The 25,576-nt window shown below is 70.4% G+C and carries 24 protein-coding genes and 2 pseudogenes; 22 read left to right on the plus strand and 4 right to left on the minus strand.

Annotation, left to right across the window (positions count from 1 at the left end; genetic code table 11):
* Positions 1–144: 144 nt before the first annotated feature.
* The 3 genes and pseudogenes from ZF1_RS29495 to ZF1_RS29505 all read left to right on the plus strand — a co-directional run.
* Positions 145–288: pseudogene (locus ZF1_RS29495) on the plus strand (DnaJ domain-containing protein); the annotation flags it as partial.
* A gap of 180 nt (positions 289–468) precedes the next feature.
* A complete protein-coding gene (locus ZF1_RS29500) occupies positions 469–702 on the plus strand; it encodes a hypothetical protein (RefSeq protein ID WP_224404263.1) in 234 nt (77 codons plus the stop codon).
* An 83-nt stretch (positions 703–785) separates the two neighbouring features.
* Positions 786–935: a hypothetical protein gene (locus ZF1_RS29505; RefSeq protein ID WP_224404261.1), complete on the plus strand. Its 150-nt coding sequence runs from the start codon at positions 786–788 to the stop codon at positions 933–935.
* A gap of 5 nt (positions 936–940) precedes the next feature.
* Here ZF1_RS29505 and ZF1_RS29510 read toward each other — a convergent pair whose 3' ends face one another.
* Entirely contained in the window at positions 941–1,507 is a 567-nt protein-coding gene (locus ZF1_RS29510; RefSeq protein WP_482638957.1) for a TIGR03086 family metal-binding protein, read from the minus strand.
* A 177-nt stretch (positions 1,508–1,684) separates the two neighbouring features.
* Here ZF1_RS29510 and ZF1_RS29515 point away from each other — a divergent pair, with 177 nt between their 5' ends.
* The 5 genes from ZF1_RS29515 (at position 1,685) to ZF1_RS29535 (ending at position 4,330) form a co-directional block, all read left to right on the plus strand.
* Positions 1,685–1,933, plus strand: a complete 249-nt coding sequence (locus ZF1_RS29515) for a hypothetical protein (protein ID WP_224404248.1) — start codon at positions 1,685–1,687, stop codon at positions 1,931–1,933.
* Between the two features lie 282 nt (positions 1,934–2,215).
* The gene (locus ZF1_RS29520) at positions 2,216–2,536 is read left to right on the plus strand and encodes a hypothetical protein (RefSeq protein ID WP_224404249.1); all 321 of its coding nucleotides are present in this window, start codon (positions 2,216–2,218) and stop codon (positions 2,534–2,536) included.
* Between the two features lie 103 nt (positions 2,537–2,639).
* Positions 2,640–3,269 (plus strand): ParA family protein, encoded by a 630-nt coding sequence (locus ZF1_RS29525; RefSeq protein ID WP_224404250.1) that lies wholly within the window; start codon positions 2,640–2,642, stop codon positions 3,267–3,269.
* A gap of 128 nt (positions 3,270–3,397) precedes the next feature.
* Positions 3,398–3,589: a hypothetical protein gene (locus ZF1_RS29530; RefSeq protein ID WP_224404251.1), complete on the plus strand. Its 192-nt coding sequence runs from the start codon at positions 3,398–3,400 to the stop codon at positions 3,587–3,589.
* A 96-nt stretch (positions 3,590–3,685) separates the two neighbouring features.
* Complete coding sequence (locus ZF1_RS29535) at positions 3,686–4,330, plus strand: hypothetical protein (protein WP_482638958.1); 645 nt, start codon at positions 3,686–3,688, stop codon at positions 4,328–4,330.
* Positions 4,331–5,290: 960 nt separating this feature from the next.
* Here ZF1_RS29535 and ZF1_RS29540 read toward each other — a convergent pair.
* On the minus strand, positions 5,291–5,674 hold the full coding sequence (locus tag ZF1_RS29540; protein ID WP_224404253.1) for a hypothetical protein: 384 nt from the start codon (positions 5,672–5,674) through the stop codon (positions 5,291–5,293).
* On the minus strand, positions 5,671–6,234 hold the full coding sequence (locus ZF1_RS29545) for a hypothetical protein (RefSeq protein WP_482638959.1): 564 nt from the start codon (positions 6,232–6,234) through the stop codon (positions 5,671–5,673). The genes ZF1_RS29540 and ZF1_RS29545 overlap by 4 nt, the downstream gene beginning before the upstream one ends.
* A 228-nt stretch (positions 6,235–6,462) precedes the next feature.
* Here ZF1_RS29545 and ZF1_RS29550 point away from each other — a divergent pair, with 228 nt between their 5' ends.
* The 3 genes and pseudogenes from ZF1_RS29550 to ZF1_RS29560 all read left to right on the plus strand — a co-directional run bounded on the left by ZF1_RS29550 (position 6,463) and on the right by ZF1_RS29560 (position 10,207).
* Positions 6,463–6,720, plus strand: coding sequence for a type II toxin-antitoxin system prevent-host-death family antitoxin (locus ZF1_RS29550; protein WP_224404255.1), 258 nt, complete (start codon positions 6,463–6,465; stop codon positions 6,718–6,720).
* Between the two features lie 3 nt (positions 6,721–6,723).
* Positions 6,724–7,008 (plus strand): type II toxin-antitoxin system RelE family toxin, encoded by a 285-nt coding sequence (locus ZF1_RS29555; protein WP_224404256.1) that lies wholly within the window; start codon positions 6,724–6,726, stop codon positions 7,006–7,008.
* Between the two features lie 197 nt (positions 7,009–7,205).
* Positions 7,206–10,207: pseudogene (locus tag ZF1_RS29560) on the plus strand (Tn3 family transposase).
* Positions 10,208–10,407: 200 nt separating this feature from the next.
* Here ZF1_RS29560 and ZF1_RS29565 read toward each other — a convergent pair.
* Positions 10,408–11,028 (minus strand): TetR/AcrR family transcriptional regulator, encoded by a 621-nt coding sequence (locus ZF1_RS29565; protein WP_161152140.1) that lies wholly within the window; start codon positions 11,026–11,028, stop codon positions 10,408–10,410.
* A gap of 133 nt (positions 11,029–11,161) precedes the next feature.
* Between ZF1_RS29565 and ZF1_RS29570 the strand changes: the two genes are divergently transcribed.
* The 11 genes from ZF1_RS29570 to ZF1_RS29620 form a co-directional block, all read left to right on the plus strand.
* A complete protein-coding gene (locus ZF1_RS29570; protein WP_202417230.1) occupies positions 11,162–12,019 on the plus strand; it encodes a CoA transferase in 858 nt (285 codons plus the stop codon).
* Positions 12,016–13,539, plus strand: coding sequence for a class I adenylate-forming enzyme family protein (locus ZF1_RS29575; RefSeq protein WP_161152138.1), 1,524 nt, complete (start codon positions 12,016–12,018; stop codon positions 13,537–13,539). The genes ZF1_RS29570 and ZF1_RS29575 overlap by 4 nt, the downstream gene beginning before the upstream one ends.
* 42 nt (positions 13,540–13,581) lie before the next feature.
* On the plus strand, positions 13,582–14,742 hold the full coding sequence (locus ZF1_RS29580) for a thiolase family protein (protein WP_161152137.1): 1,161 nt from the start codon (positions 13,582–13,584) through the stop codon (positions 14,740–14,742).
* Positions 14,743–14,773: 31 nt separating this feature from the next.
* Positions 14,774–16,450 (plus strand): long-chain-fatty-acid--CoA ligase, encoded by a 1,677-nt coding sequence (locus ZF1_RS29585; protein ID WP_224404173.1) that lies wholly within the window; start codon positions 14,774–14,776, stop codon positions 16,448–16,450.
* Positions 16,443–17,231 carry an enoyl-CoA hydratase/isomerase family protein gene (locus tag ZF1_RS29590; protein WP_161152136.1) on the plus strand — a complete coding sequence of 263 codons (789 nt, stop codon included), beginning with the start codon at positions 16,443–16,445 and terminating at the stop codon, positions 17,229–17,231. Before ZF1_RS29585 ends, ZF1_RS29590 begins: the two co-directional genes overlap by 8 nt.
* A 13-nt stretch (positions 17,232–17,244) precedes the next feature.
* Positions 17,245–18,396 (plus strand): acyl-CoA dehydrogenase family protein, encoded by a 1,152-nt coding sequence (locus tag ZF1_RS29595; RefSeq protein WP_161152135.1) that lies wholly within the window; start codon positions 17,245–17,247, stop codon positions 18,394–18,396.
* 164 nt (positions 18,397–18,560) lie between these two features.
* Positions 18,561–19,145 (plus strand): recombinase family protein, encoded by a 585-nt coding sequence (locus ZF1_RS29600; RefSeq protein ID WP_161152134.1) that lies wholly within the window; start codon positions 18,561–18,563, stop codon positions 19,143–19,145.
* Between the two features lie 567 nt (positions 19,146–19,712).
* Positions 19,713–19,847, plus strand: a complete 135-nt coding sequence (locus tag ZF1_RS29605; RefSeq protein WP_255625446.1) for a hypothetical protein — start codon at positions 19,713–19,715, stop codon at positions 19,845–19,847.
* Positions 19,848–19,864: 17 nt separating this feature from the next.
* Positions 19,865–20,500 carry a hypothetical protein gene (locus tag ZF1_RS29610; RefSeq protein ID WP_224404258.1) on the plus strand — a complete coding sequence of 212 codons (636 nt, stop codon included), beginning with the start codon at positions 19,865–19,867 and terminating at the stop codon, positions 20,498–20,500.
* 2,462 nt (positions 20,501–22,962) lie between these two features.
* Positions 22,963–23,622: a hypothetical protein gene (locus ZF1_RS29615; RefSeq protein ID WP_224404259.1), complete on the plus strand. Its 660-nt coding sequence runs from the start codon at positions 22,963–22,965 to the stop codon at positions 23,620–23,622.
* The coding region (locus ZF1_RS29620; RefSeq protein ID WP_482638960.1) for a type IV secretion system DNA-binding domain-containing protein at positions 23,616–25,576 on the plus strand (1,961 nt) is incomplete at its 3' end. The genes ZF1_RS29615 and ZF1_RS29620, both read left to right, overlap by 7 nt.

The raw sequence follows: 25,576 nt of genomic DNA on the forward strand, positions 1-25,576 counted from the left end.
GGCCACCGCCGGGGCCGGGCCGACCGACCCGGACGCTGGTTGGGACCCGCCGCCAGCGGCCCAGCGTGCGGATGAACCGGGCCCCGAGCAGTGGACGGGCTGGCCCGGTCCGGAGGGGTGGGCTCGATGACAGGGCGGGTCACGATGGAACGAGCGTCGGCGGTGTTGGGACTCGCGCCCGGTGCGAGCCCTGACGCGGTGCGGGCAGCGTTTCGGCGACGCGCACAGGAGGTGCACCCCGATCGACCGACCGGCTCGGCCGCGGCATTTCGGGAGGTAGCGGCTGCGCGTGATGTGCTGCTCGGCGCCGAGGTGGACGCGGAGGCGTGGCCAGGGTGGGGCGGTGCGGCGCGGGCCGACGAACAACCCTGGCCATGGTCGGAGACCAGCGAGCGGAGCCGGTGGGGAGACGAGGAACCGCGCCGAGGCGGTACTTCCAGTACTTCCACCGCGGGGCGGGCTCGTCCGGTGGCCACACCGACAGCCCCGGCGTGGCGGGTCCATCTGCCGGTGCTGGGTGGCGCGCTCGCGGTCTGGGCGGCGGTGCTGGTGCTGGCAGTACTGATGTCGAGCGCGTTGTTCGCCGTCCCGATCGTTGTAGCCGCGGTGCTGGTGGCGGTGATGACCGGCTGGTCGGCCATTGGCCGGCTTCGGCGCGTCCCGGCGGGGCGGATGGTGTTCGGCGACGACAGCGACGCGTGACGGCGAACGAACGACGAGGGCCCGCTTCGGCGGGCCCTCGTTGTCGGTGCCGTGCGGTACCACAGGACGAGGAGGTGGGAGCCGTGCTCGTACCAGAAGCAGTACTGGTGCTCGGAGGTCTGGGCCTGCTGTTCGGGGGGTTCCTGTGCGGGCGCACCTACGCCGAGTGGGGCCGGTCGCGCTGGGAGATTCAACGCGCCTGGCGCACTCGGCACGCCTACCGGCGCCGGTGACACAGCTAGCTTCCTGGTCGTGGCGTCCTGCCGAGGCGGGCGAGCAGTCGGTCCTGCTGCGGCGCATCAGCATCCACTGGTGTCGCTGGTGCGTACATCTGTTCCAGGTCCAGCGAGTCGACCCACTCGACGTAGGGCTGAAGTACCTGGCTGACTAGGACCGGACCGAGGTCGTCGTCTGCGCCGATCGCCCGGGCGAGGTCCCAGGTGTGCACGGCGACGTCCGCGCATCGGTAGATCGTGAAGTCGGACGCGGGAATGACGCCGGCTGGATGGGCCACGGCCTGTTCGCCCGGCACGCGGCGGAACGCCTCATTTTGTCGGCTGGCCGTCCATTGGAAGGCGCGGACGACGTCCTGGGGCGCTCTCGGCTCATGCACGTCGAACGCATCGGCACCGAGGAGGCAGATGGCCAGTTGGTTACCCGTGACAACGTGATTCACCAGATCCAGGACGTTCCAGTCGGCACAGGGCGTCGGGGCCGTCCACTGCGAGTCGGTCACCGCCGCAAGCCGGGCGCTGAACAGTTCCGTTCCCATCTGCAGGAGATCCCGCGGTTCATGCATGACCATCTTGTTCAGGGTGGCAGCGTTCGTACGAATCGGGGCGGGTCGGAACGAGCCCGAGCCGGGGTGACTAGTCCCCCTGGAAGTCGTGTTGATCCGCACGAGACGGCTGGGAGCGCGACGCCCGCGTGCGATGCTGAGCCGGCCAGGCAGCCGTGACGAGATCCGATATGGAGGGCCGGGATGCAGTCGCTTGTGGGCGTCGTTCTGATCGCGGTCGGCGTGGTCCTGGTGCTGCGGGCGGCGAGCATGACGCTGCGCAGCGGTGGGGATCTTGTCGCGATGCTGACGATCAGTCCGGCGGCGGAGCGCAGTGCGGCCGACGAGTTGGACACCGCTGCCCGGAACCGGTCGATTGTCGGGCGACTGCGTGCACGGAGGTTCGACGCTGAGGTGGCGGAGCTCAACAAGCGGTTGGGCGGCAATGGCTGAGCCGGCGGCAACGACACGTCGCGAGATCGAGCAGGTGGGGGAGACGGTGTGAGCCGGTCAGAGCGGCGCTCGGGGTGCTTGAAGCCCGGCCTACTGGCGGGCGTCGGTTTGTTGTTCATCGTCAGCGGATGCCTAGCGATTCAGTCCGGCGCCTCGGTGGGCGTTTCGCCCGGGACGCAGAACCCGTCCGGGCAGCCGGTTGCTGGTCCGCCCGCGCAACCGCCACCCCCGCGGGCCGCGACGTGGACCGGGACACTGCGGGTCACTGACCCGGGCGTCAACATGAGCGAGCAGCCGCCGAAGGTCGACACGATCGGCGGCACGTCAACCGTGCGGTTCGATGCCGACGACGGCACCCTCGCGGTGGACGGCGGGGGGCCGGCCGCGCTCTGGACCGAGGAGCGTGACCCGACCTACGAGGACTGCGTCGCCCGGCTGGGGGTGCAGGCGTTGGGCCGCCGGGAGATCCAGAGCATCCCGTATGTGCGCGGCCAGGGCTTGTGCGTGGTGACCTTCGCCAATCGGGCGGTGGCGTTCGTCCGTGGCGTGAGCGCGGTGGACGGAGACGCTGTGCAGATGCGTGCTGTTCGCTGGCCGAACTGAACCTCCGCTAGGGGGCCTGTCACGCTGGCTCGGAGAAGCCTGATCTGCTGAACTACTGCACTAACTGAGCCACCTGAGCCACCTGAACCCCCGGGAGTCCGGCGTGATCCTCACCGTCATGAACCTGAAGGGCGGGAGCACGAAGACGACCAGCTCGGCGTTCCTCGCTCACGCCCTGGCCGAGAACGGCCACCGCGTCCTGATCATCGACGCCGACCCGCAGGCCAGCATCACCCGCTGGGCCGAGATGGCGGAGTGGACCATCCCCGTTCGCGGCATGGCCACGGGGCGACTGCACGTCCCCGGCGTCGGGGTGGACCTGGAGGCCAGCGACTACGACGCCGTCGTCATCGACACCCCACCCACCGAGAAAGAGCGGGGCATCGTCGAGTCTGCGATCCGCGCCGCCACACACGTCCTGGTCCCACTGGCCCCGACCTCGGCAGAGGTGGAGCGGATGCCCGTGGTGAAAGAGCTGGTCGATGACCTGGCCCACCTTGGTGGGCATGCGACTCCGCCGGAGGCTGCGGCGATGTTCACCCGGACTAACGCCCGCGCCGTGGCAAACGCCGAGTACCGGGAGCTGTTGGAGTCCGAGGGCTGGCGGGTGCTGCGGGCGCACGTGTCCCAGCTCCAGCGGTTCGCGCAGTCCTTCGGCGGCCCGATCGAGCGGGCGGCAGCGACCGCCTACGGGGATGCACTCACCGAGCTGACGGGGACCTCGATCCGATGAGCGACGCCAGAAGCCGGGCCCGGTCACTGCGGGGCCGCTCGGAGAAAGCCGCAGCGGCCGAATCCGCGGCCGCGGAGAAGGTCCAGACGCGGCCGGCCCCCGACAGCGGCCGGAAGGTCCGCCAAACCGTGGATCTCACCCAGGACAATCACAAGGCCCTAGCGACGTGGCGACTCGACACAGCGGTGGCGCTGGGCCGGACCCGGCTCACTACCCAAGACGTGCTGCGGGCTGCCGTCGACGTGCTGCTCGCCGACGAGGCCACAGCCCGCCGAGTGCGAATCCGGCTCGAAGAGATCCAAGAGGCCGAGGAGCGCTGAGCGATGGTGTGGAGACCTTGGCCGCGGCGTAAAGACGCCGGGACGCCGGAGGACGATGGCGCGGCTCCGCCGGCCGCTACCGGGCGGGCCAGCGCTATGTACGAAGCGTTGAGCGAGTTGGGGGTCGGCCCGCTCAACGCGGAGCAGCGGCAGATGGTGATTGCGCCAGCGAACGCCCGCGCAGTGTTCTCCGACCATCCGGCGGTAGGTCTCGGAGCGCGCACCGATGCCACGGCTGACGCTGGCTCAGCGAGAGTGACGAGTTTTGGGTTCGCACCGAGCGTGAGCCCGGACCTGGCGAGAGTGGACGGCCCAGAGACGGCCGAAGCGCTGCCGGTGTTACTGCTCGAGCCCCGGCACGCGTTCCACTGGCACGCTCCGGGCTATGGGCAAGTGGAGGCCCAGGTTCAGGCGATGTGCCGCGGCGGGTTCAGCCTGTGGACGAGCGCTCTGATGGCGTTGGTGCGGGTCCCCGGCTGGACGCTGTCTCGAACCAGCCCAGAGCTGTTGGAGCTGCACGGCCCCGGGGGCCGCTGGGCGCACACCACTCTGACTCCGGACCCGCAATGGGTTGCAGCCGCCACGAGCCAGCATGTCGTCCTGGTCGTCTACGGTCCCGCCATTGGTGTTCGCAGCGACGACGCGAACAGCGAGTACCCGGACAGTAGCCGCAAGGCCGAACTCGACGAGTTCCGGGAGATCGGTTACGTGAGTGCGGGCATCGTCGCTTTTGACCACTGAGTGAGATGGGGTCAGCTGAGTAGCCGGGTTGGGCCCATGGGGTACCGACACCCTGCCGAATCCATCTCTCCAACAATCAAGGCGCCGCCTCCGGCGGCGCGGGGCCGGCCACGCCGGCCCCGGCGCTCGCTCACTACACCTCCGGCCCGTTCGCAGCGCCGGGGCCGGCTACCCGGCGCCCGCATCGCCAGAGCGGTGACTGTGGAACCCCATGACCAAGTCCGCGGAGGCAACGCGTGGCAGCGATGACCAGCAGTTATCCACAGCTCGTCGTTCACGCATCCACATACCTGCCGTCCTGCTTCACGGAGACCTGCTGCGATGCTGCGACGTATGACGTCCGAGGACCCGCGAACCACCTTCGTTCGTAACGCTGCCGTCGAGGCGCAGCTAGATCTACCGGACCATGTGATCAACCGTGTGGCAGCAGATCGCTCCATCCCAGATGGCGAGGTAGCAGGGGCGCTGATCCGCGTCTCCGCATTTGCTCGACTCTCCTCGGTAACCCCAGCAGTTGATCTGACAGAGCGCCTCCTGGCGGCAGGCCGGGGAGACGCCTGAGCTCTCTCACAGCCAACCTGGGCTCCGCCGGCCCTTTCTGGGCGCAATGCATTGCCACGACAGAACCCGGGCTCTGCCCGGACCCGACACCGCTCGGAGATCAGGGGAGTGCGGCGGGGCTGGTGACCTCCTCGCGGCGCGCCGAGACGGCAGCCAGACCGGGGAGCGGGGCGCAAGGCGGGACCCCGTGCCCTGCACCCCACTCCCCGGCCTGGCAGGGGTGAACCCGCGCCGCGAGGAGATCACCAGCAGGCCGGGCATGTGGGGGAGAAGTACTCGCCGGTGCAGCTCACGGACGATACGCGGACGCGGGCGGGTGGTCCGTGCTTACGCCGCAGGTCAGAGCCGGTATGGCAGCTCTCTGTAAATCCGCCGTCTCTCAGACCCAGAGCTGAACGATCAGCCGCGAGGCGTGAGGTCGGCTGCGCCGAGTCCCACGAGCGTCGCGGGAAGCGGCGGCCGTGCTGCGGGGTCGGCAGGTACTGGCTCGTCAGGGTTGCGGCCGTACATCGCTGTCCAGGGGGTGCGGTACTGCACCGCGTGCTCGCCGTGGCCATCGGTGGGGTGCCAGGTCGACACGGACACCACGAGCGCCCCGCAGCGTCCGCAAGAGCCGATCGCGGCGGACATGCGTTCTCCAGGGCGTAGTGGCTCGTCGAGGTGGCCCCACTCGACCGGCTCCAGGGTCAGGCGAGTGTCTTCCGGGGGCGGGTCGACCGGGCCGGATCCGACCAGGCCGTGGATGTGCGCGCCGGCATGGGTGCAGGTGTCGGTGGGGGTCATCGTGTGCTCCTGGTTGGCGCGTCGGTCGTTCGCGGTGGGGATGGGTAGGCCGCCCCCCAGCGTTCGTGGGCGGACTGACGGGTTAGACCGGCTGCCTCGCCGATCACCGTCCAGGACGCCCCGGCTGCCCGTGCTCGCCCGACCGCGCTTTCTAGATCCTCGCGAGCTGTGGTCAGCCGGGCCGCGGCATCGTGCACGGCGAGACCCGGCAGAGCCTCGGCCAGGTGGGCGCGCCACTGGCCCAGGGCGCCGGCGTCGTCCTCCTCACCCTCCACCGACTCAGGGGCGATGCTCGCCCCGGCCGGGTAGCGCTGGACCTGCTCGGCGTACACGGGATCAGCGGCCAGGACCTCGTCTCGGGACCAGAACCGCTCGCCGCGCCACCCGCAATCGCACGCCGCGCGCCAGCCCACAAACCGGCCGTTGGTCAGCTCGTCGTGGGTCCCGGTGACCGTGTCGTCATCGAGAACTGCCGCGGCGTAGCCCTCGTGGTCGTAGGCCGGCCCGTAGCCGGTATCCCAAGTCCATCCCATGCTGTCAGGATAGCCTGACAGCAGCATCATTGTCAGGCTATCCTGACGCTAGTTTTTGCAAGCGGCTTGCTAGCGCCTGAGCGACTCTAAATCGAACATAAGTCTCGATATCGGCTCGGTCGACCTGGGCAAACGCGACCCGCACGGGTTATCAGTCCAGCAAGCACCCGAAATGCCCGTTTATCCGCCTGTTGGCGGATGGTCATCCGCGCGGCGCGCCTCGACACGAGGGCGTACAAGTTGTACATTTTGCACATGACGACCGCGGAGATGTCCTCGACCGATGCGCGGAACCACTTCGCCGATGTCGTGGGCCGCGCCCAGCATGGCGGTGTCACGACCGCGATCACCAGCCACGGCAAGCGCGTCGCCGCGATCGTCCCGGCCGAGATCCTCGACCTGCTCGACGAGCTGGAGGACCGCGGGCTGTCCCGCATGGCTCGCGAGGCGAAGAGCGAGGCCGGCGAGCCCGTCGACCACGCTGCACTGCTCGCCGAGTTCGACCAGCACTGATCCGTGCCAGACGCTCCCCACTGGCAGATCACCTGGTCGGCTCCGGCAAGCAAGGCCCTGCGCAAGCTCGACCCGCAGGTGGCCCGCCGCATCCTGACCGCGGTGAGCACTCTCGCCGACGAACCGCGCCCGGCGCCGCCGACCGGGAAACCGCTCAAGGGCGAACCGGGCTCCTGGCGGCTCAAAGTCGGTGACTGGCGCGTGGTCTACGAACCGCAGGACGACCAACTCGTCGTCCTGGTCCTCACCCTCGGACATCGCCGGGAGATCTACGACCGGCTCGGCTGACGGCCAGGGGCGTCACCTTATGAGGGGGCCCGACGGCGAGCGCAGCTTGACAACACCCAGGTGTACCCGGCTATGGGCTGGTGCCCGCCATCATGGGGTCGCCGTAGTACTCGCCGAAGATCGGGCGGATATAGCTGAGTAGCCTCCTGAGCTGCGGATGGTGGTTGCGCGGGGGAGGTTCGCGGTTGGCGACGCAGGTGTTCTCGGACGAGGAGCTGGAGCGGCTGCGGGGGTTCCCGGAGATCGGCCGGGAGGAGTTGTTCCGGTTCTTCACGCTGGCGCCGGCGGATGTCGCGTTCGTCGACCCGGGCCGGGGCCGCGGACCGGCGGACCGGTTGGGTCTGTCGGTGGCGTTGTGCACGTTGCCGTGGCTGGGGTTCGTGCCCGACGACGTCGCCGCCGCGCCACCGGTGGCGGTCGCCCGGCTGGCTGACCAGCTCGCCGTCGATCCGGGCGTGCTGCGGCACTACGGCCGGCGGGCGAAGACCCGCACTGAGCATCTACGACTGGTAGCGCAGTACCTCGGCTGGCGGGTGCCGACGTCGCTGGAGTTCAAGGAGTTCGACGAGTTCCTGTTGGCGCGGGCGATGGAGCACGACTCGCCGACGTTGTTGTTCCGGTTGGCGTGTGAGTACTTGATCTCGGTACAGGTGATCCGGCCGGGCCCGGTGACGGTGCTGGAGCGGGTCGCGCACGCCCGCGCAGAGGCCCAGCGAGAGACCTACGACCGGCTCGCGCACGAGTTCACGCCGCAGCGCTGTGCCGGGCTCGATGGGCTGCTGGTGGTCGATCCTGCGGTCGGGATGACCCGGCTGCGATGGCTGAGCACCGCCCCGGTCGAGGCCTCCCCGGCCGGGATCAAGGCTGAGGTCACGAAGCTGGAGTTCCTGCGCGGGCTGGGCGCCGAAGCCCTGGATCTGTCGATGTTGCCGGCCGAGCGGTGCCGCTTCCTGGCCACGGTCGGGCGCCGGCTGACCGCGCAAGCCCTCGAGCGGCGGGAGCCGCAGCGCCGCTACCCGATCTTGCTGACGCTGCTGGCCCAGTCCGCAACCGACGTGCTCGACGAGGTCGTGAGCCTGTTCGACCAGGCGGTGTCGGCGCGCGAGGGCAAGGCCGAGCGAACGATGCGTAACGCGCTGGCCGAACGGGGCAAGGCTGGCGAGGACCGCCAGGCGCTGCTCGACGAGCTGCTGGCCGTTATCGCCGACACCACGATCGCCGACGAGGACATCGGCCGCGTGATTCGGGGCGAACGGATCGGATGGGCACGGATCCGGGCGGCGATGGCCCAAGCCTTTCCCCGCCTTCCCCGCGATCACGGCCACCTCGGCGCGCTCGACGTGTCGTCCTACGGGTACTTGCGGCAGTTCACCCCGCAGGTCCTGGCCGCGGTGGAGTTCGCCGGCGGCACCGCGGCCGGCGAACTGCTCGCGGCGGTGGAGATCCTGCGCGCACTCAACGCCACCGGCGCCCGCCCGGTCCCGCCCGGCGCCCCGACGGGATTCGTGCCCACGCGCTGGCGCGGCTACCTCGACACGGCCCACGCATCGGGGAACACCAGCGCCTACCGGCACTTCTGGGAGCTGTGCACCCTGCTCGGGCTCCGTGACGGGCTGCGCACCGGGGACGTGTACGTGGCCGGGTCGCGCCGCTACGGCGATCCGGCCGCCTATCTGCTCACCGCCGATCAGTGGTCGTTGCAGCGGGCGTCGTTCTGCGGGCTCGTCGGCAAGTCCGCCGACCCGGCGGTCGCGCTGGCCGCGGTCGCGGACGAGCTGACCGGCGCGCTCGGCGAGCTCGAGCAGGTCCTGGCCACCGGTGACGGCCCGGTCCGCCTCGACGACGCCGGCGACCTGGTGATCTCCCCGCTGACCGCCGAGGACATCCCCGGCGAGGCGGTCGCGCTCAAGGCCGAGCTCACCGACATGCTGCCGTTCGCGCCGATCGTGTCGCTGCTGATCGAGCTCGACGGGCGGATCGGGTTGTTGGACTGCTTCACCCACGCCGGCGGGAAGCAGACCCGTTCTCCGGAGTTGAAGCGGAACCTGATCGCGGTGCTGCTCAGCCACTCCACCAACCTCGGGCTGACCCGGATGGCCGATGCGTGCGGGATCTCCTACGACATCCTCGCCTGGACCGCCGAGTGGTACGTGCGCGAGGAGACGCTGCGCGCGGCGAACCTCGCGATCATCGACCACCACCAGCGGATGCCCCTGGCCGAGGTGTTCGGCACCGGCACCTTGTCCTCCTCGGGCGGGCAGCGGTTCCCGGTGCGGGGCAAGACGACGACCGGGCGGGAGATGACCATCCACGGCGGGCAGGTCCTCTCGACCTACACCCACGTCACCGACCAGCACACCACCTACGGCACGAAGATCATCGTCGCGACCAAGCGCGAGGCCCACTACGTGCTCGACGAGATCCTCGGCAACGCCACCGACACCCCGATCACCGAGCACGCCACCGACACCCACGGCGTCACCCTGGTCAACTTCGGCCTGTTCGACCTGCTCGGCCTGCAGCTCTCGCCCCGGATCCGGGACCTGGGCAAGATCACGCTGCACCGGATCGCCGCGAAGGCCCGCGCCGAGACCGACTACCCCCACGTCGGGCCGCTGCTCACCCGGCGGGTGAACGTCGAGCTGATCGCCGAGCACTGGGACGACCTGCTGCGCCTGGCCGGGTCGCTGAAGTTCGGGCACGCCACCGCGTCGCTGATCGTCGGGAACTCTCGGCGTCGTCTCGGCAGAACGCGCTGGCCGCCGCGCTCAAGGAGTACGGGGCGCTGCGGCGCACGATCTACGCCGCCCGCTACCTGTCCGACCCGACCTACCGGCGCAGGATCTCTCGTCAGCTCAACAAGGGCGAGTCGCTGCACGCGCTCAAGCGCGACCTGCTCTACGCCCACGAGGGAACCGTGCGTGCCCGACAGCTGCAGGCCCAGACCGAGCAGGCGTGGTGTCTCACCCTGGTCACCAACGCCGTCGTGGCCTGGACGACCGAGTACTACGGCCTGGCGGTGGAGTCGATGCGCGCGGCGGGCCGGCGCATCGACGATGAGGTGCTCGCGCACATCTCGCCGGCGCACAGCGAGAACATCAACTTCTTCGGCACGATCGACGTCGACATCGATGGCGAGCTGGCCCAGCTCGACCCCACCGGGTACCGGCCGCTGCGCGTGCGCGACACCCTGTTCTGATCGTTCACAAGCCGGGCGCAGCCAGCCGAGCAGCGAGTCCAAAAGTGTGCCGTAAGCCGATCGCTTTGCGGGACGCTCAGTGAACGCTGGCGGTCACGCGGCGGGGTCCTCCTGACCGCCAGAACCAGAGCCAGCCGTGACGGAGTCGCAATGCGACTTGACCGCGGCCGCGCGCCCGGACGTCTCCAGGCGTCGCGGGTTCACTGACCGGGGAACGTGTCGATTCGGTGCTCCAGGCGCACGACAATCAGGGGCGACGGCGCGTCGTCCGAACTCTCGCCGAACTCGTCGATGATCCGGTCGGCGAGCGGCTGCAGGAACACCTGCCCCAGCTGCCTGATCATGATCGTCAGGACCTGCTCGCCGATCGTGCTGCGCTGTGAGGCGAGGCCACGGCGGCGCAGCTCGCCCACCTGGTCCGCGGCCAGCGCGCTGAGCTTGCTGACGAGGTCGCCGCGTTCGCCGTGCGGGTCCAAGACCGCGCGCCGCAGGTAGTCCACGACGGCCGGGCTCTCCGCGAGCATGGCGGCCACGGCACGGTCGCGGGCCGCGGCCACATCCGCACCCGAGCCGTCCGCCGGCGCGGACAGGATCGCGTCGGCGAACCGGTCGACGATGTCGAGCTCGACCGCCTCACGCAGCGCTTCCTTCGTGCCGAAGTGGTGGACGATCAGCCCGACCGTGACCCCCACCCGGGCCGCGACGGCGCGCATCGGCGTGCCCGCCACCCCGCGCTCCGCGAACAGCTCCAGCGCGGCGTGACGGATCCGTGCCCGGGCCGTGAGGTCCTCGGTCCGGCGCGGCCGCGATCGCTCGCTCATGTCGCCAACCGGGCTTGCACCGTCACGGCACGCATAGTACGACCCCGCCCCTTGTGTCGATCACACCGCGAACTATACGCTTCACCTAGGTTACTGTACGTATGTATAGTCATTTTCGAGGATGGGAGACGACGTGGACCGAGGGGCGGCCGCGCCGCTGGACGGCGTGCGCGTGGTGTCGCTGGCGGTGAACGTCCCGGGCCCGGTGGCCGCGGCACGGCTCGCCGACCTCGGCGCCGACGTCGTCAAGGTGGAGCCGCCGGCCGGGGACGCGTTGCAGGTCGCGGCGCCTGGTTGGTACCGCGAGCTGACCGCCCGGCAGCAGGTCGTGCCCCTCGACCTGCGCGACGCGCCCGACCGCGAGCGGCTCGAGCAGCGGCTCGCGACGGCCGACGTCCTGCTCACCGCGATGCGCCCGGCGGCACTGGACCGGCTGGGCCTGCGCGAGAGCGTGAGCCGTCACCGGCTGGTGCACGTCGAGATCGTCGGCTACGACGGCGAGCGCGCCGGCGAGGCCGGGCACGACCTGACCTACCAGGCCGCGCACGGCACGCTGCAGCCGCCGGCAGTCCCAACCGTCCCGGTCGCGGACCTCCTCGGCGGGGAGCGGGCCGCCCTCGCCGCCGTCGCTGGTCTGCGCCTGCGTGATCGCAGCGGTGCCGCGGTGCACCAGCCGGTCGTGCTCGACCGGGTCGCCCGGGACGCGGCCGCCGGCGTGCGGCACGGGCTGACCGGGCCCGGCGACGTGCTCGGCGGGGGGAGCCCCGGGTACGGGATCTACCCGACGACCGACGGATACGTCGCCGTCGGCGCGGTCGAGCCGCACTTCGTCGCGCGGCTGGGTGACGCCGTCGGCCGCACCCGTACCGAGCTCGCCGCGCGGTTCGCCACGGCGGACAGCACGCACTGGCAGGAGCTCGGCAACGAGCTCGACATCCCGATCGTCTCGGTCGGGCCCACCGTCGACGACACCCTCCAGGAGATGCGATGACCACCCTCGCCGGCGTCCTCGCCCGCACCGCCCGCCGCTGTCCCGACCGGGTCGCCGTGCAGTTCGGCGACGTGGCGCTCACCTACGCCGAGCTGGACCGCGCGGTGGACGAGCTGGCGGCCGAGCTGGCCGGGCGTGGTCTCGAGCAGGGCGACCGCATGCTCCTGCTGGCCGGCAACAGCGACGCGTTCGTCGTCGCCGTCTACGCCGGACTCCGCCTGGACGCGATCGTGGTGCCGATCAACCCGCGCTCGGCACCGACGGAGATCGACTACCTGGTCACCGACACCGGGGCCCGGCTCCTGCTGTTCGGGCCCGAGGTCGCCGACGGCGTCCGGGCGTGGCACTCGCTGCCCGACCGGACGGGCGACGCGGAGCCGCTGGCGCTGGGCACCGTCGAGGGATACGAGGACGTCCGCGCGGCCGCCCGGGACCACGCCGCCCGGCCCACCCACGTCGAGGTCTCCGAGGACGACGACGCTCTGATCATCTACACGTCCGGGACCACCGGGCGGCCCAAGGGGGCACTGTTCGACCATCGCCGGGTGCTGTGGGTCGGGATCAACTCCAGCATCGGCATGGGTCTGCGGGACGGGGAGCGGATGCTGCACGTCGCACCGCTGTACCACTCGGCGAGCCTCAACATGCTGCTACTGAACGGGGTGATGCTCGGAGCGACCCACGTGATCCTCCCGGCGTTCGAACCGGCCACGGTGGCCGACACCCTCGCCCGCGAGCGGATCACGTTCTTCTTCGGCGTCCCGACGATGTACACCCACCTGCTGCGGCTGCCGGACCTCGCCGCTCGCGATCTCTCGCGCCTGCGGATCTGCCTCTACGGCGCCGCACCGATGCCCGCCCGCACCGCCGAGGCCCTGGTCGCAGCGCTGCCCGACGCCTGGATCGTGCAGGCGTGCGGCCAGACCGAGGGCGGCCCGGGCGGCATCCTGCTGCACCACGACGACGTCGTCGCGCGCCCGGAGGCCAGCGGTCGGGTCGCGGTGCCCAACACCGAGGTGCGGATCGTCGACCCGAGCGGGAACGACGTCGAGCCGGGCACCGTCGGCGAGATGATCATGCGCGGCGAGTCGATGATGAAGGGCTACTGGCGCAAGCCGGAGGCGACCGCCGAGACCGTGCGCGACGGATGGGTCCACACCGGCGACCTCGCCCGGATCGACGAGGACGGCTACATCACCCTCGTCGACCGCCTGAAGGACCTCATCATCACCGGCGGGGCCAACGTCTACTCCGCGGAGGTGGAGGGTGTCCTCGCCGCACACCCCGCGGTCGGCGACCTGGCCGTCGTCGGGCGCCGGAGCGAGGAGTACGGCGAGATCGCCGTCGCCGTCGTCGACCTCGCCCCGGGCGCCACGCTCACGCTCGACGAGCTGCGCGAGTACGGCCGCACGCATCTCAGCGGCTACAAGCTCCCGCGGGAGCTCACGATCGGCGCCGTGCCGCGCAACCCGTCCGGCAAGATCCTCAAGCACCGGCTCCGGGGGGCCCTGGATGGCTGAGGAACGTGAAGGATTCCCGCACCCGCTGACAGGAGACGCCGCATGACCCGAGAAGCCGTGATCGTCGACGCCGTCCGCACCCCGGTCGGCAAGCGCGGCGGGCAGCTGCGCGACTGGCACCCGGTCGACCTGCTCGCGCACACCCTCACCCACCTCGTCGACCGCACCGGCGTGGCCCCGGACTCGCTGGCCGACGTGATCGTGGGCTGCGCCCTGCAACGCGGCGAGCAGACCGGCAACGTCGCCCGCACCGCGCTGCTCGGCGCCGGGCTGCCGATCGGTCTGCCCGGCACCACCCTGGACCGGCAGTGCGGCTCCGGTCAGCAGTCGGTCCATTTCGCGGCGCAGGGCGTGCGCTCCGGCGAGTACGACGTCGCGATCGGCGCCGGTGTCGAGTCGATGTCGCGGGTCGATCTCGGTCCGCTGTTCGACCCGAGCGGGCCGCGGGGCGAGTGGTACGGCGAGCGGGCGCTCGCCCGGTTCGAGGGCAACCTGCCTGCCCAGGGTCCGTCCGCCGAGCTGGTCGTCGCCAAGTGGGGCTACACCCGCGACCAGCTCGACGACTTCGCCGTCCGCAGCCACCAGCGGGCCGCCGCGGCGACCGACGCCGGGCACTTCGCGGCGCAGCTCGTGCCGCTGGAGGGCGTCGACGGCCCGATGACCCGCGACGAGGGCATCCGCGCCGCGCCCGACCGGCAGCGGATGGCCACGTTGACGCCGGTCTTCGACCCGGCGGGCGCGATCACCGCCGCGAACTCGTCCCAGATCAGCGACGGCGCCGCCGCGCTGCTCGTCGCCGACCGGTCGTACGCGGAGGCGGTGGGCCTGCGGGCGCGGGCGCGGATCGTGTCGATGGCGGTCGCCGCCGACGACCCGGTTCTGCAGTTCACCGCGATCCTCGCCGCCACCCGCGCCGCGCTCGACCGGGCCGGGCTGACGATCGTTGACATCGACCTGGCCGAGGTCAACGAGGCGTTCGCGCCCGTCCCGATGCTCTGGCGCGACGAGTTCGGCTACCCGGACGACCAGCTCAACGTGAACGGCGGCTCGATCGCGATCGGCCACCCGCTCGGCTCGACCGGCGGACGCCTGCTCACCCAGCTCCTCGACGAGCTGGAGCGTCGCGAGGCCCGCTACGGCCTACTCACCGTCTGCGAAGCCGCCGGCATGGCCAACGCCACCGTCATCGAACGCCTCCCCTGACCCCACCCGCGCACCGACGAAGGAGTCCCTCGTGCCGGCACCCACCCGCACCGTCGTGACCGGATACCCGTCCACGATGGGCGACGACGTCCAGCTCAACACCACCACCCTGATCCGGCACGCCGCCCGGACCCACGGCGACCGCGAGATCGTCTACCGGCTCCCGGACGGCGGCTGGGGCCGCTACACCTACGCCGACGCCTACGACCGCATCGTGCGCGGGGCGAACGCCCTGGCCGGCCTCGGCGCCGGCCCGGCCACCCGGGTCGGCATCCTCGACTGGAACAGCCGCCGTCACTACGAGCTCTACTGGGCGATCCCCGGTCTCGGGTCGGTGATGGTGCAGCTCAACCTGCGCCTGGGGCCCGAGGACCTCTCCTTCGTCGTCGCCGACAGCGGGACCTCGATCGTCTGCGTGGACGAGACGCTGCTGCCGGTCGCCGAGGCCGTGGCCCCGATGCTGCCCGACGTCACCGCGTGGGTCGTGCTGACGGACAAGCCGCTCGACCAGATCAGCACGACGCTGCCGAACGTGCACCACTACGAGGACCTCGTCGCTGCCGCGGCGCCCCGGATCGACTGGCCGGAGATCGACGAACGCTCCGCCTACGGCGCCTGCTACACGACCGGCACCACCGGCCGGCCGAAGGGCGTCTACTACTCGCACCGCGCGATCTGCCTGCACTCCTTCTCGCTCGCCACGAACATCGGCATGACCCTCGACGACTGCACGATGCTGATCACGCCGATGTTCCACGGACAGGCCTGGGGCCTGCCGCAGGCGGCCACCCTGACCGCCAACAAGATCGTCTTGCCGGGCCGGTACACGGCCGAGGACACCAGGCCGCTCACCGACGCGCTGATCGCCGAGGACGTGACCGTCACCAACGGTGCTCCCGCGATCTTCGGGCCGATGCTGGACTACATCCGCTCGCTCGAGGACAAGCCCGACCTGGGACGGCTGCGGATGATGTCGGGCGCGACCGAGCCGCCGCTGTCGTTGATGCGCGGCTTCGCCGAGCTGACCGGCGCGGAGATCGTGCACGCCTACGGCGCGACCGAGACCACGCCGCTGGTCACCATGAACCGGTACAAGCCGGGCGTGCGTGCCCGGCTGTCCGGTGACGACCTGCTCGAGCTCAAGCGCAAGCAGGGGCTCCCCGCCACCCTGGTCGACGTCCGGCTCGTCGACGCGGCCGGCGAGGACGTCCCGCACGACGGCGTCGCCCAGGGCGAGATCTGTGTGCGCGGCCCGTGGATCACCACGCGCTATCACAACATGGCCGATGCCGACGACCGTTTCACGGGCGGCTGGTGGCGCAGCGGCGACGTCGGCACGATCGACCCGGACGGCTACCTCAAGGTCACCGACCGGCTCAAGGACGTGATCAAGAGCGGCGGCGAGTGGATCTCCTCCATCGACATGGAGAACCTGCTGGCCGGCCACCCCGCCGTCGCCCAGGCGGCGGTCGTCGGGCTGCCGCACCCCAAGTGGCAGGAGCGGCCGTTCGTGCTCATCGTCCCGACCCCCGGGCACGAGGTGACGCTCGCGGACCTGCATGCGCACCTGTCGTCGGCGTTCGCGTCCTGGCAGCTGCCGGAGTCCTTCATCACGGTCAGCGAGATCCCCCGCACCAGCGTCGGCAAGTGCGACAAGAAGACCATCCGCACGACGTGGGCCGGTCACTACGGCGGTACCGATGACTGAGCAGCCCACCGAGACCCTGGTCTCCGCCGAGCGGCACGGCCCGGTCGCACTGCTCACGCTGGAGCACGTCGGGTCCTACAACGCGCTCGGCCGCGACCTGGTCGCCGAGCTGACCGGCCGGCTCACCGACGCGGCCGCCGACCCGGATGTGCGCGTCGTGGTCGTCACCGGCGCCGGCCCGGCGTTCTGCGCCGGCGCCGACATCGCCGAGGTCCCGGCCATGATCGGCGCCGCGCCGACCGACGAGCTGCCGTTCGACCGGCTCTTCGACGTCCTCACCGACTACCCGACACCGACGGTCGCGGCCGTGCGCGGCATCGCGTACGGCGGCGGGTGCGAGCTGGCGTTGGCCTGCGACATCGCGATCGCCGGCCATTCGGCCCGGTTCGCCGTCCCCGAGGTCAAGCTCGGGGTCATTCCCGGGGCCGGTGGCACGCAGCGGCTCGTGCACGCCGTCGGCAAGGCCAAGGCGATGCGCATGCTGCTGTCCGGCGACGCGGTCGACGCCGCATGGGCCTGCGACGCCGGGCTGGTCGCCGACGTGGTCGACGATGACGAGGTCGTCCCGGCCGCGATCGGGCTGGCCCGCCGCATCGCCGGGAACGCGCCGCGCGCCGTGGCACTCGCCGCGGACGCCGCCCGCCGAGCCCACGACCAGCCGCTGCGGGAAGGGCTGGCGACCGAACGCCACAACTTCCTGCGCGCGCTCGGCACCGACGACGCCCGCGAGGGGCTGTCCGCCTTCACCGCGGGCCGCACACCAGCCTTCACCGGCCGATGAGAGGGAGCATCCGATGATTCTCGACGACTACCGCGCCCCCTGGGCCACCCAGGAGCTCGACGACCTCCGCGGGCTCGCCCGCACCTTCATCGCGAAGGAGGTCGTGCCGAACCAGGAGCGCTGGGCGGCGGCGCACATGGTCGACCGCGAGTTCTGGCGGGCCGCCGGCCGGGCCGGGCTGCTCTGCATCAGCATCCCCGAGGAGTACGGCGGCGGCGGCGCGACGTTCGCCCATGAGGCCGTCATCGCCGAGGAGCAGGCCCGCGTCGGTGACGACGCCTGGGCCAACATGGTCCACAGCACGATCGTCGCGCACTACATCAACGCGTTCGGTACCGAGGAGCAGAAGCAGCGCTGGCTGCCCGGCATGGCCTCCGGTGACCTCGTCGGCGCGATCGCCATGACCGAACCCGGAACCGGCTCGGACCTCCAAAGCGTCCGCACCCGCGCCCGCCGCGACGGCGACCACTATGTGATCGACGGTGCCAAGACGTTCATCTCCAACGGCACCCACTGCGACCTGCTGGTCGTCGTCGCCCGCACCGGGGACGACGAGGGCGGCAAGGGGCTGTCCCTCATCGTCGCCGAGACCGAGGGCCTGGAGGGCTTCGAGCGCGGCCGCGTGCTGGACAAGATCGGCCAGCACGGCCAGGACACCCGGGAGCTGTTCTTCTCCGGCATGCGGGTCCCGGCGGGCAACCTGCTCGGCACCCAGGGACGCGGCTTCGCACAGCTGATGCAGCAACTGCCGCAGGAACGACTGATCATCGCGGTGGCCGGCGCCGCGGCCGCCACCGCGGCAGTCCGCGAGACGATCGCCTACGTGAAGGAGCGGGAGGCGTTCGGTCAGAACCTGATGAGCTTCCAGAACACCCGCTTCGTGCTCGCCGAGTGCGCCACCGACGCGACGGCCGCCCGCAGCATGGTCGACGGGTTCATCCCCCGCCACATGGCGGGCGAGCTGGACGCCGCGTCCGCTTCGATGGCGAAGTTCTTCTGCACCGACGTGCAGAACAACGTCGTCGACCGCTGCCTGCAGCTGTTCGGCGGGTACGGCTACATGAACGAGTACCCGATCGCGCGCATGTTCACCTCGGCCCGCGTGCAGAAGATCTACGGCGGCACCAACGAGATCATGAAGGAGCTTGTTGCCCGGTCCCTGTGAGAAGGCCGTCCACCAGATGGAGCGTCGATATCCCACGAGAGGAACCCCTACCGGGACACCCCCGCGCCGACCAGCGCTGAAGCATCGGCCCAGTACGAGGCGTCCCGTAAGCCTGGTTCGGTGAATAGTTCCGGTGAGGGGGCCATAACCGGCACACTGCCCCGGTGACCGGACTGCTGATCGGCTACGCCCGCTGCTCCACCGACGCCCAGGACCTCACCGCTCAACGCGACGCCCTCACCGCGCTCGGCGTCGCGACCGAGCGGATCTACGTCGACCACGGGCTCACCGGCACCAACCGCGCCCGACCCGGGCTACGCGAAGCCCTTGCCGCATGCCGCGCCGGCGACACCCTCGTGATCACGAAGCTTGATCGCCTCGCCCGCTCGGTGCCCGACGCCCGTGCGATCGCCGACGAGCTCACCGCCGGCGAGATCAAGCTCTGCATCGGCGCCTCGGTGCACGACCCCACCGACCCCATCGGCCGGCTACTGTTCAACGCACTCGCCATGATCGCCGAGTTCGAGGCCGACCTCGTCAGGATGAGGACACGCGAGGGCATGAAGGTCGCCAGAGCCAAGGGCCGGCTGCGCGGCAAGCAGCCCAAGCTCTCACCGCGACAGGAAGCCCACCTCGTCTCACTCCACGCCGCCGGCGAGCACACCATCAGCGAGCTTGAGGAGCTCTTCTCCGTCACCCGCTCCACGGTCTACCGAGCGCTCTCCCGCGCTCGCGCGAAGGTGGGCTGACCCGGCCCGGCAGTTACCTTGCACCTCGGGTCATCGCGAGTCCTGGGTACTACCGCCGCGCCTGGCGACGAGGTGGGCAACACCTGCGCCGCCAACCGCGATCTCCCCCCGCGCAACCACCATCGGCAGCTCAGGAGGCTACTCAGCCGTATCCGCCCGATTTTCGGCGAGTACTACGGCGACCCCATCATCTGCGGTAACATACATTTACTGATGTCAGGTACCTACTGAGATACTGAGGTACGGAGTTGCCTGACGTTGGTGTTAGCGGGGCGACGACCCGACCCAACCGGGTCGCCGTCCCTTGACCTTCACCACCAGGAAGTGGAGATGGCCCATGTCCGATTCTGCACAGCTACCCGCCGTGCGGCCCATCGTGGTCGATGGCGCGGTGGTCGCCGTGCGTTCGCACCGGATCGAGGATTCACCGCTGTACGGGAGGACGCGGCTCGCCGGCCGGATCGTCACCGATCCCGAGGAGGTCTCGGAGATCGGTGCTTGCGTGGCCTACGGGAAGCGTCCGTGGATCGTTCGGCTCCTGACCCCTGCCCCGAGGGGGTGGCGGCGGTGAGTGGCGGCCCCTGGCTGGTCTGCTCGGACTGCGGCATCGCGTTCCGGTTCGACGAGAGCCCGGCGCTCGTGCTGTGCGCGGAGTGCGCCGCCTGGCTCGACTGGATTGCCGGGGCGGTGGTCTGCGAGTGAAGCGCTGTTGTCAGACGGTGTTGGTCGGAGCCGCGATCCTGTGCGCGCTGGTGCTGTCGGCGTCGTCGACGGTCGCGCTCGCCGCGCGGGTCGGAGTGCCCGGCTGGGCGCACCCTTTTGCTGTGGGCCTGTTGGAAGTGGTCGCTGTGGCCGGTACGTGGATCTGGATGACGGACCCGCGGCTGCGACTCGAAGCCGCTGCTGCGGTCGGGATGGCGTCCACGGTGACCGGCATCGGCGGCGTTGCCGCCTATGGCTGGTTCGGGATCGTCGCGCCGCTCGGTCTGATCGTGACCGTGCACCTGATCGCCCGAGCCTGGACAGAACGGCGGCCAGCCGTGGAACGCCTGTCAGTAGTTCCTGTATCTACTGAGAATCAGGTATCTACTGAGAATCAGGTTGTTACTGAGTCTCCGGTGGCTACTGAGATTGCGGCGGGGCAGATCGCCATCGGCTACCTCGACGATGTGACCGACCAGCATCCGGTGCCCGAGGGCGCCGGGACGGTGGAGGACGCGGAGGAGCTGGCGGAGGTCCGCCGGATAGTCGCGCGCGGGCGGGGTCGGGGCACTGTCGCCGCCGAGCTGGGCGTCACGACCGCCAGGGCCCGCGTGCTGATCGACCGCGTCAGGAAGGAGTCGGCGGCAGCATGACATGCGGCGGCGGGTAGTACCGCCCCGTCACGGCTGTGCCTGTGTGGTCATCCCGTCGCATCGGCGGGCTCTGCCCGACCAGGCCGGGTGGCTGGAGGCAACCACGGGGTTCCGGTTGCCTCCAGCCACCCGGCCTGGTTGCTCCTTGGTGCGTCGATGTGACGGGATGACCACACCCTGCCCCCTCATCCTGGAGCTGAGGCCCTCCCCGGAGGGGCCGCCGGAGGCATAGGGGTTCAGTTACGTCGAAACCGTTTCGTGTTCGGCGCGTCGCGCGACGACTACCCCTGTGATCGGCTATGACTACGGACCATGACTGATTCGCCACGGAAAGGCGGTCGCAAGCATCTCGGTGAGCGGCGGCCGACGATGGTGCGTCTGCGCGAGGACCTGTGGAACGAGGTTCAGGAGATCGCCCAGCGGGAGGAGCTGCCGGTGTCTGCGGTGATCACTCGCATGGTGGCTGAGTCGCTTGGGCGGCCAGTCCCTGACTACTGCCAGCCGAAGGCCTCTGGCTCGGCTCAAGAGGAGCTGCCGGTGCCTCAGGCGTCCTGACATAGGAACGGGGTGGCCCTTGCCGGGGCCACCCCGTGATTCCTGTGCGTCACGTGGCCTGCCAGCCGCCGTGACGCCGTAGCCCCGGCGAACCGGGGCGGTTCCCTCTCCCAGCCAAAGAGAAGGGGCGCTTTCGCGTGCCCAAGTCTAGCCGAGCCGTTTCTACTACGCACGTACCCGCGCGGCCGGGGCCTTGCACGTCGAGTCGGGCCCACCCAACGAGTCGTCGGTCCGAGTATGGCCGGCGCCGGGCTGCCCGGCGGGTGGCTGCGGGCCGGTTCGCTGTGCATCCCGGATGGCGTGGCCGTGTGCCGCCTGGTCAGGTGGTCGTCATCGACCAGGTCGCCGCTCGTGAGCTCATCGACCGAGCCGTGGACACCGAGCTGTGGCGCGCCGATCGGCGCCGCGTGGCGACCGCGGTTCTGCGGACGCTGGTTGAGGCGATGGACTGGCGCAGTGGGCTGATCTCCGGAGTGACTCGTGCGACGGCCGCTGAGCGGGCCGGGGCCAGCCTCCGGACGGTGAGTCGAGTCATCGCATGGGCGACTCGGGTTGGGGTCTTGGTCTGTGTCGAGCGCGGCGCTACAGCGCAGTTTCTCGGCACCCGGGTGAACCGGGCGCCGGCGTACGTCGTGACGGCCGTGGCCGGTGTGCCGCTGCCGCGTCCACGGCGAGTGGCCGACGGCCAGGGTGTGGAGCAAATTGGCAACCCCCCCGCATCTTGCGTAAGCACTCAACCCCTTGCGCACGAGGGCCGAAACCACGCTTCGCGACAATCCCGACCATGGCCAGGCCGGGACCAGACCCGGACCGGACCCGAGCGGCGGGCAGCAACCGCGACCGTGCTGGACCGGACCGGGCTCAGCGGTCGCGTTCCGCTGTGGCGAGCCACAGCGCTGCTAGCTGGCTGGTGGCGCGCGGGCTGGTGTGTCTCTGCGCTGCTGTACGCGCTGGACCATCACCCAGACGCCCCGGACCAGTCGCGCGGAGACGCCGTGCGAGGGGCACGGGACCCGTTGGCCCTGATCGGGCACCGCCTCACGCCATGGCGGGGCAGGGCCGCGGCTCTACCGCCCTCACTCGTCTCCGTCGATCCCGAGCAGCGTCGTCGCCGTGCCGCTGCACTCGCGGCGACGCTCGGCGATGAGGAGCAGAGCCGTGGACCGGTCGCGAGCGCAGCGACCCGAGCCCAGGCGCGAGAACTGTTTTCCCGGCGTTATCAGAACCGGCGGCGGGGTGCAGTCGCATGATGGCGCATCGTCGATACAGCAAAGCTGCGATCACACATGAGAACCCGCCGGTGCAGGCCGTGAGGACGAGCACCGGTCCGGGGTTGGGGTGCGCGCACCCCAACCCCTCAGGCGGTGGCCGGCCTCGCCTCTCACGTCCTCACCCGAACGGCCTGTTCCGTACCGGAACAGGTACCAATAAACTACCCCTATGCCTACATTATCCCCCTGTACTCTTGTCCCCCCCCTAAACCAGGGGTTTAGTGGGGGTATCGTTGGGTTTATGCAGGTAGTGGTTGGGTCCGCAGCCCCCGCACCCACGCGCCACTCCACCCGCTCCGCGACCGGAGTGGCGCGTGGGTGCGGGGGCTGCTCTGTGAGTGGTCGGGTTGGGGTTAGAACTGAAAGAACAGAAGAGTGGAGAGGAGAGGTAGGAGTACAGGGGCATAAAGAAGGCAAAAGACAAAAGACAAAGTCAAAAGCAAAAACAAACTACAAAAACAAAAGGAATGGAGATATTAGGAAGTGTGAGAGATGGTCACGGTGTGATAGTGCGATGGTGAGTGCTGGTGATGTTTCGGATGTGATGGTCGGGGAATCGAGGACAGTGCTGTGAGTAGCGAGCGGGCGCAGAGGTCGGATATTGGGCCACGATTGACGCCGAGAGACGCAGCGGCCTTGACGTGGCTGGCCGAGCAGTACGGGGCGCCGTTGGATCTGGTGGCGCAACTGCTCGGGACGACACGGACGCGGACGTATGAGGTGGTGCGCCGCTGGAAGCGGGCGGGGTGGGTCAAGACGGGGACACCGGTGCCGGGGCCGACGTGGGTGGCGCCGACGCAGGCCACAGCGCGGGCGTATCTGGATCGGGAGCGGCTGGGCGACTGGTCGCCGTCGCCGGGTATCGCGGCGCACACGCGAGCCGTGGCGGCGGTGCGGTTGTGGTTGGGATTCGGCCCCGGCGTCGAGGGCTGGACCAGTGAGCGGCTGCTGCGGGCGGGCTCGGGGTTCCGGGCGGCGGGACAAAGTGTCGGCCATCTGGTGGATGGTCAGTACGTGCTGCGGAGCAGCGAGGGCCGCCCCGATCGCGAGGTGCTGGTCGAGGTCGAGTTGACCCCGAAGGGGCAGCGCCGGACGGCGGAGGTGGTGCACGAGGTGATCGGGCAGAGCACGCGGCGTGCTGCCGAGACCGGCATGTGGTGCGGGGTGCAGTACCTGACGACGCGGGCCGCCGTTCGTGACGTGCTCGCGGCCGTCGAGCAGAGCCGAACCCCGGACCGGCGGGTCCGGGTGGAAGCCATTGACGACGTGCCGCTGGCGTTGGAGGCGCAGTGGTGAACCTGCTGGTGATGGAGGTGGAGAGTGTGGCGTTGCTAGGTGTGCGGGACTGGCTGCCGATCCAGATCCCGAATCCGCCGCCGATCAACCCGTTCCGCGGGACCCCGCTCTGGGGCGTCGTGGTCGGGTTCGGGGTGGCGTTGCTGGTGCTGTCCGGGCCTGCCCTGGTGGTGGCCGGGCTGGTGATGTGGTGGGTGTGGTGGATGGGGTGGCCGGCATCCCGCATCCGGAACCTGGTGTTGGGCTGGTCGGTGTGCGTGCTGGCCGGGGCGGTGGTGCGGTCGCCGATCGAGGCGTGGCGCACCGGCTACGAGCGGATCGTCGGCGGGGACTGGACCGGGCTCGCCGACACGTTGGTGTTGGAGATCCTGGCCGGGCTGATCCTGGCGTGGATCGGCTGGTGGAGCGTAGAGACCACGCGCCGCTCGGGTCGCAGCCAGGAGCGCGGGGAGCGGTTCGAGCGTCGCCAGACGCTGCACCGGTCCCGGTCCGCGCGACGGCGCGGCCAGCGCAACCACACGCCGCTCGTGGCGGCGGACCGCGTGAATGGGCACGGGCTGGTGCTGGGGCAGCGGATCGAGGAGGAAACCCGGCTACGGCCGAGCGTGTGGGACATGCTGTCGGCCCGCCACCCGTGGTGGGTGACGCTGGCACCGGAGCGCCTGGCCCAGCACCTCGCGGTTGTCGGGATCACCGGGTCGGGCAAGACCTGGTTTCTGCGCCGCCTGGCGCTGGCCTGGCTGGAAGCGCAGTGGGCGCCGACGCGGCAGGCGCGGAACCAGGCCGGGAGCGGGGCCGGGGGCCCGTCGAGCCAGATTCTGGCTGGCTCGCCGAACCCCCGACCGCTGTGCATCTTCATCGACGCCAAAGGTGGCGTCGACGCCGGGGCGGACGCTGAGGCGTGGTGCGAGGCGTTTCAGGCACTCGGGATCGCGTCCGACCGCACCCTGGCGTGGCCGTTCTGGGGTCGGCTGGACATGTGGCAGATGCCGGGCCGGGACCTGGTGGAGAGCCTGGATGCGATCGCGCGCGAGCGCGAGGAGCACCCGTACTACGCCCGGCAGCGGCGGCGGCTGCTGCAGCTGGTGTGCCTAGCCCCGGACCAGCCGACCCCGAGCTGTGGGCCCGAGCTGGTCGAGCGGTTCGACCCGCGATGGCTGCGGGCCGCGTGGGAGGGCCGGTCGGAGGAGCTGGACGAGATCAAGGCGCTGGCCAAGGGGGCCGGCCGCGGTGGGTCAGCGATCAATGATGCGTGGCTGCTGTACAAGGAGCGGTTCGAGACGCTGGGACGGGATTTCGACGCCGGGATGCCGTTGAGTGACCTTGATGCGTTGTACTGCACGATCCCGGGCACGGTCGCGCGGAACGAGGCGATGGCGAAGGCCCGCGTGTTGGTCGAGCTGTTGTTGACCGAGCTGGCGCAGAACCCGCGTGAGGTGCTGTTCGTCCTCGACGAGTTCAGCGCGGTCTCTGAGGCGTTGGCGCTGCACGAGGTGGTGGAGCGCGTACGTGCGATGGGCGGCCGCGTCGTGGTCTCGGCCCAGACCTGGGAAGGGTTCGGCGCCACCGACGACCTGCGCAACCGGCTGCTGGGCGATCTGGGGACGAAGGTGGTCATGCAGACCAGCGCGCCCGAGCCGTTCTCGATGATGGCCGGGTCGCGGCGCCGGTTGGAAGCCACCCGCAAGCTCGGCGGCGACGATGGCGGGGGCCCTTCGGCACGAGTGCAAGATCAGTTCTTGCTGCCGCCGGACCGGGTGCGGCATCTCGGCGTCGGTGAGTTCGCGCTGTTCGCTACCGGCGGGTCGGGAGCGGTGACGTGGGGCTATGTGCCGCCGACGAAGCTGCCCGCGCTCGCGGCCGACGGTGCGGAGCTGGCCGATGAGCAGCAGCAGGCTCCCCGTGTGGAGGGGGAACGGCTGTCGAATCGAGAGCTGGACGGTGCGATGGAGCG

The organism is Pseudonocardia sp. ZF1, from assembly GCF_056835605.1.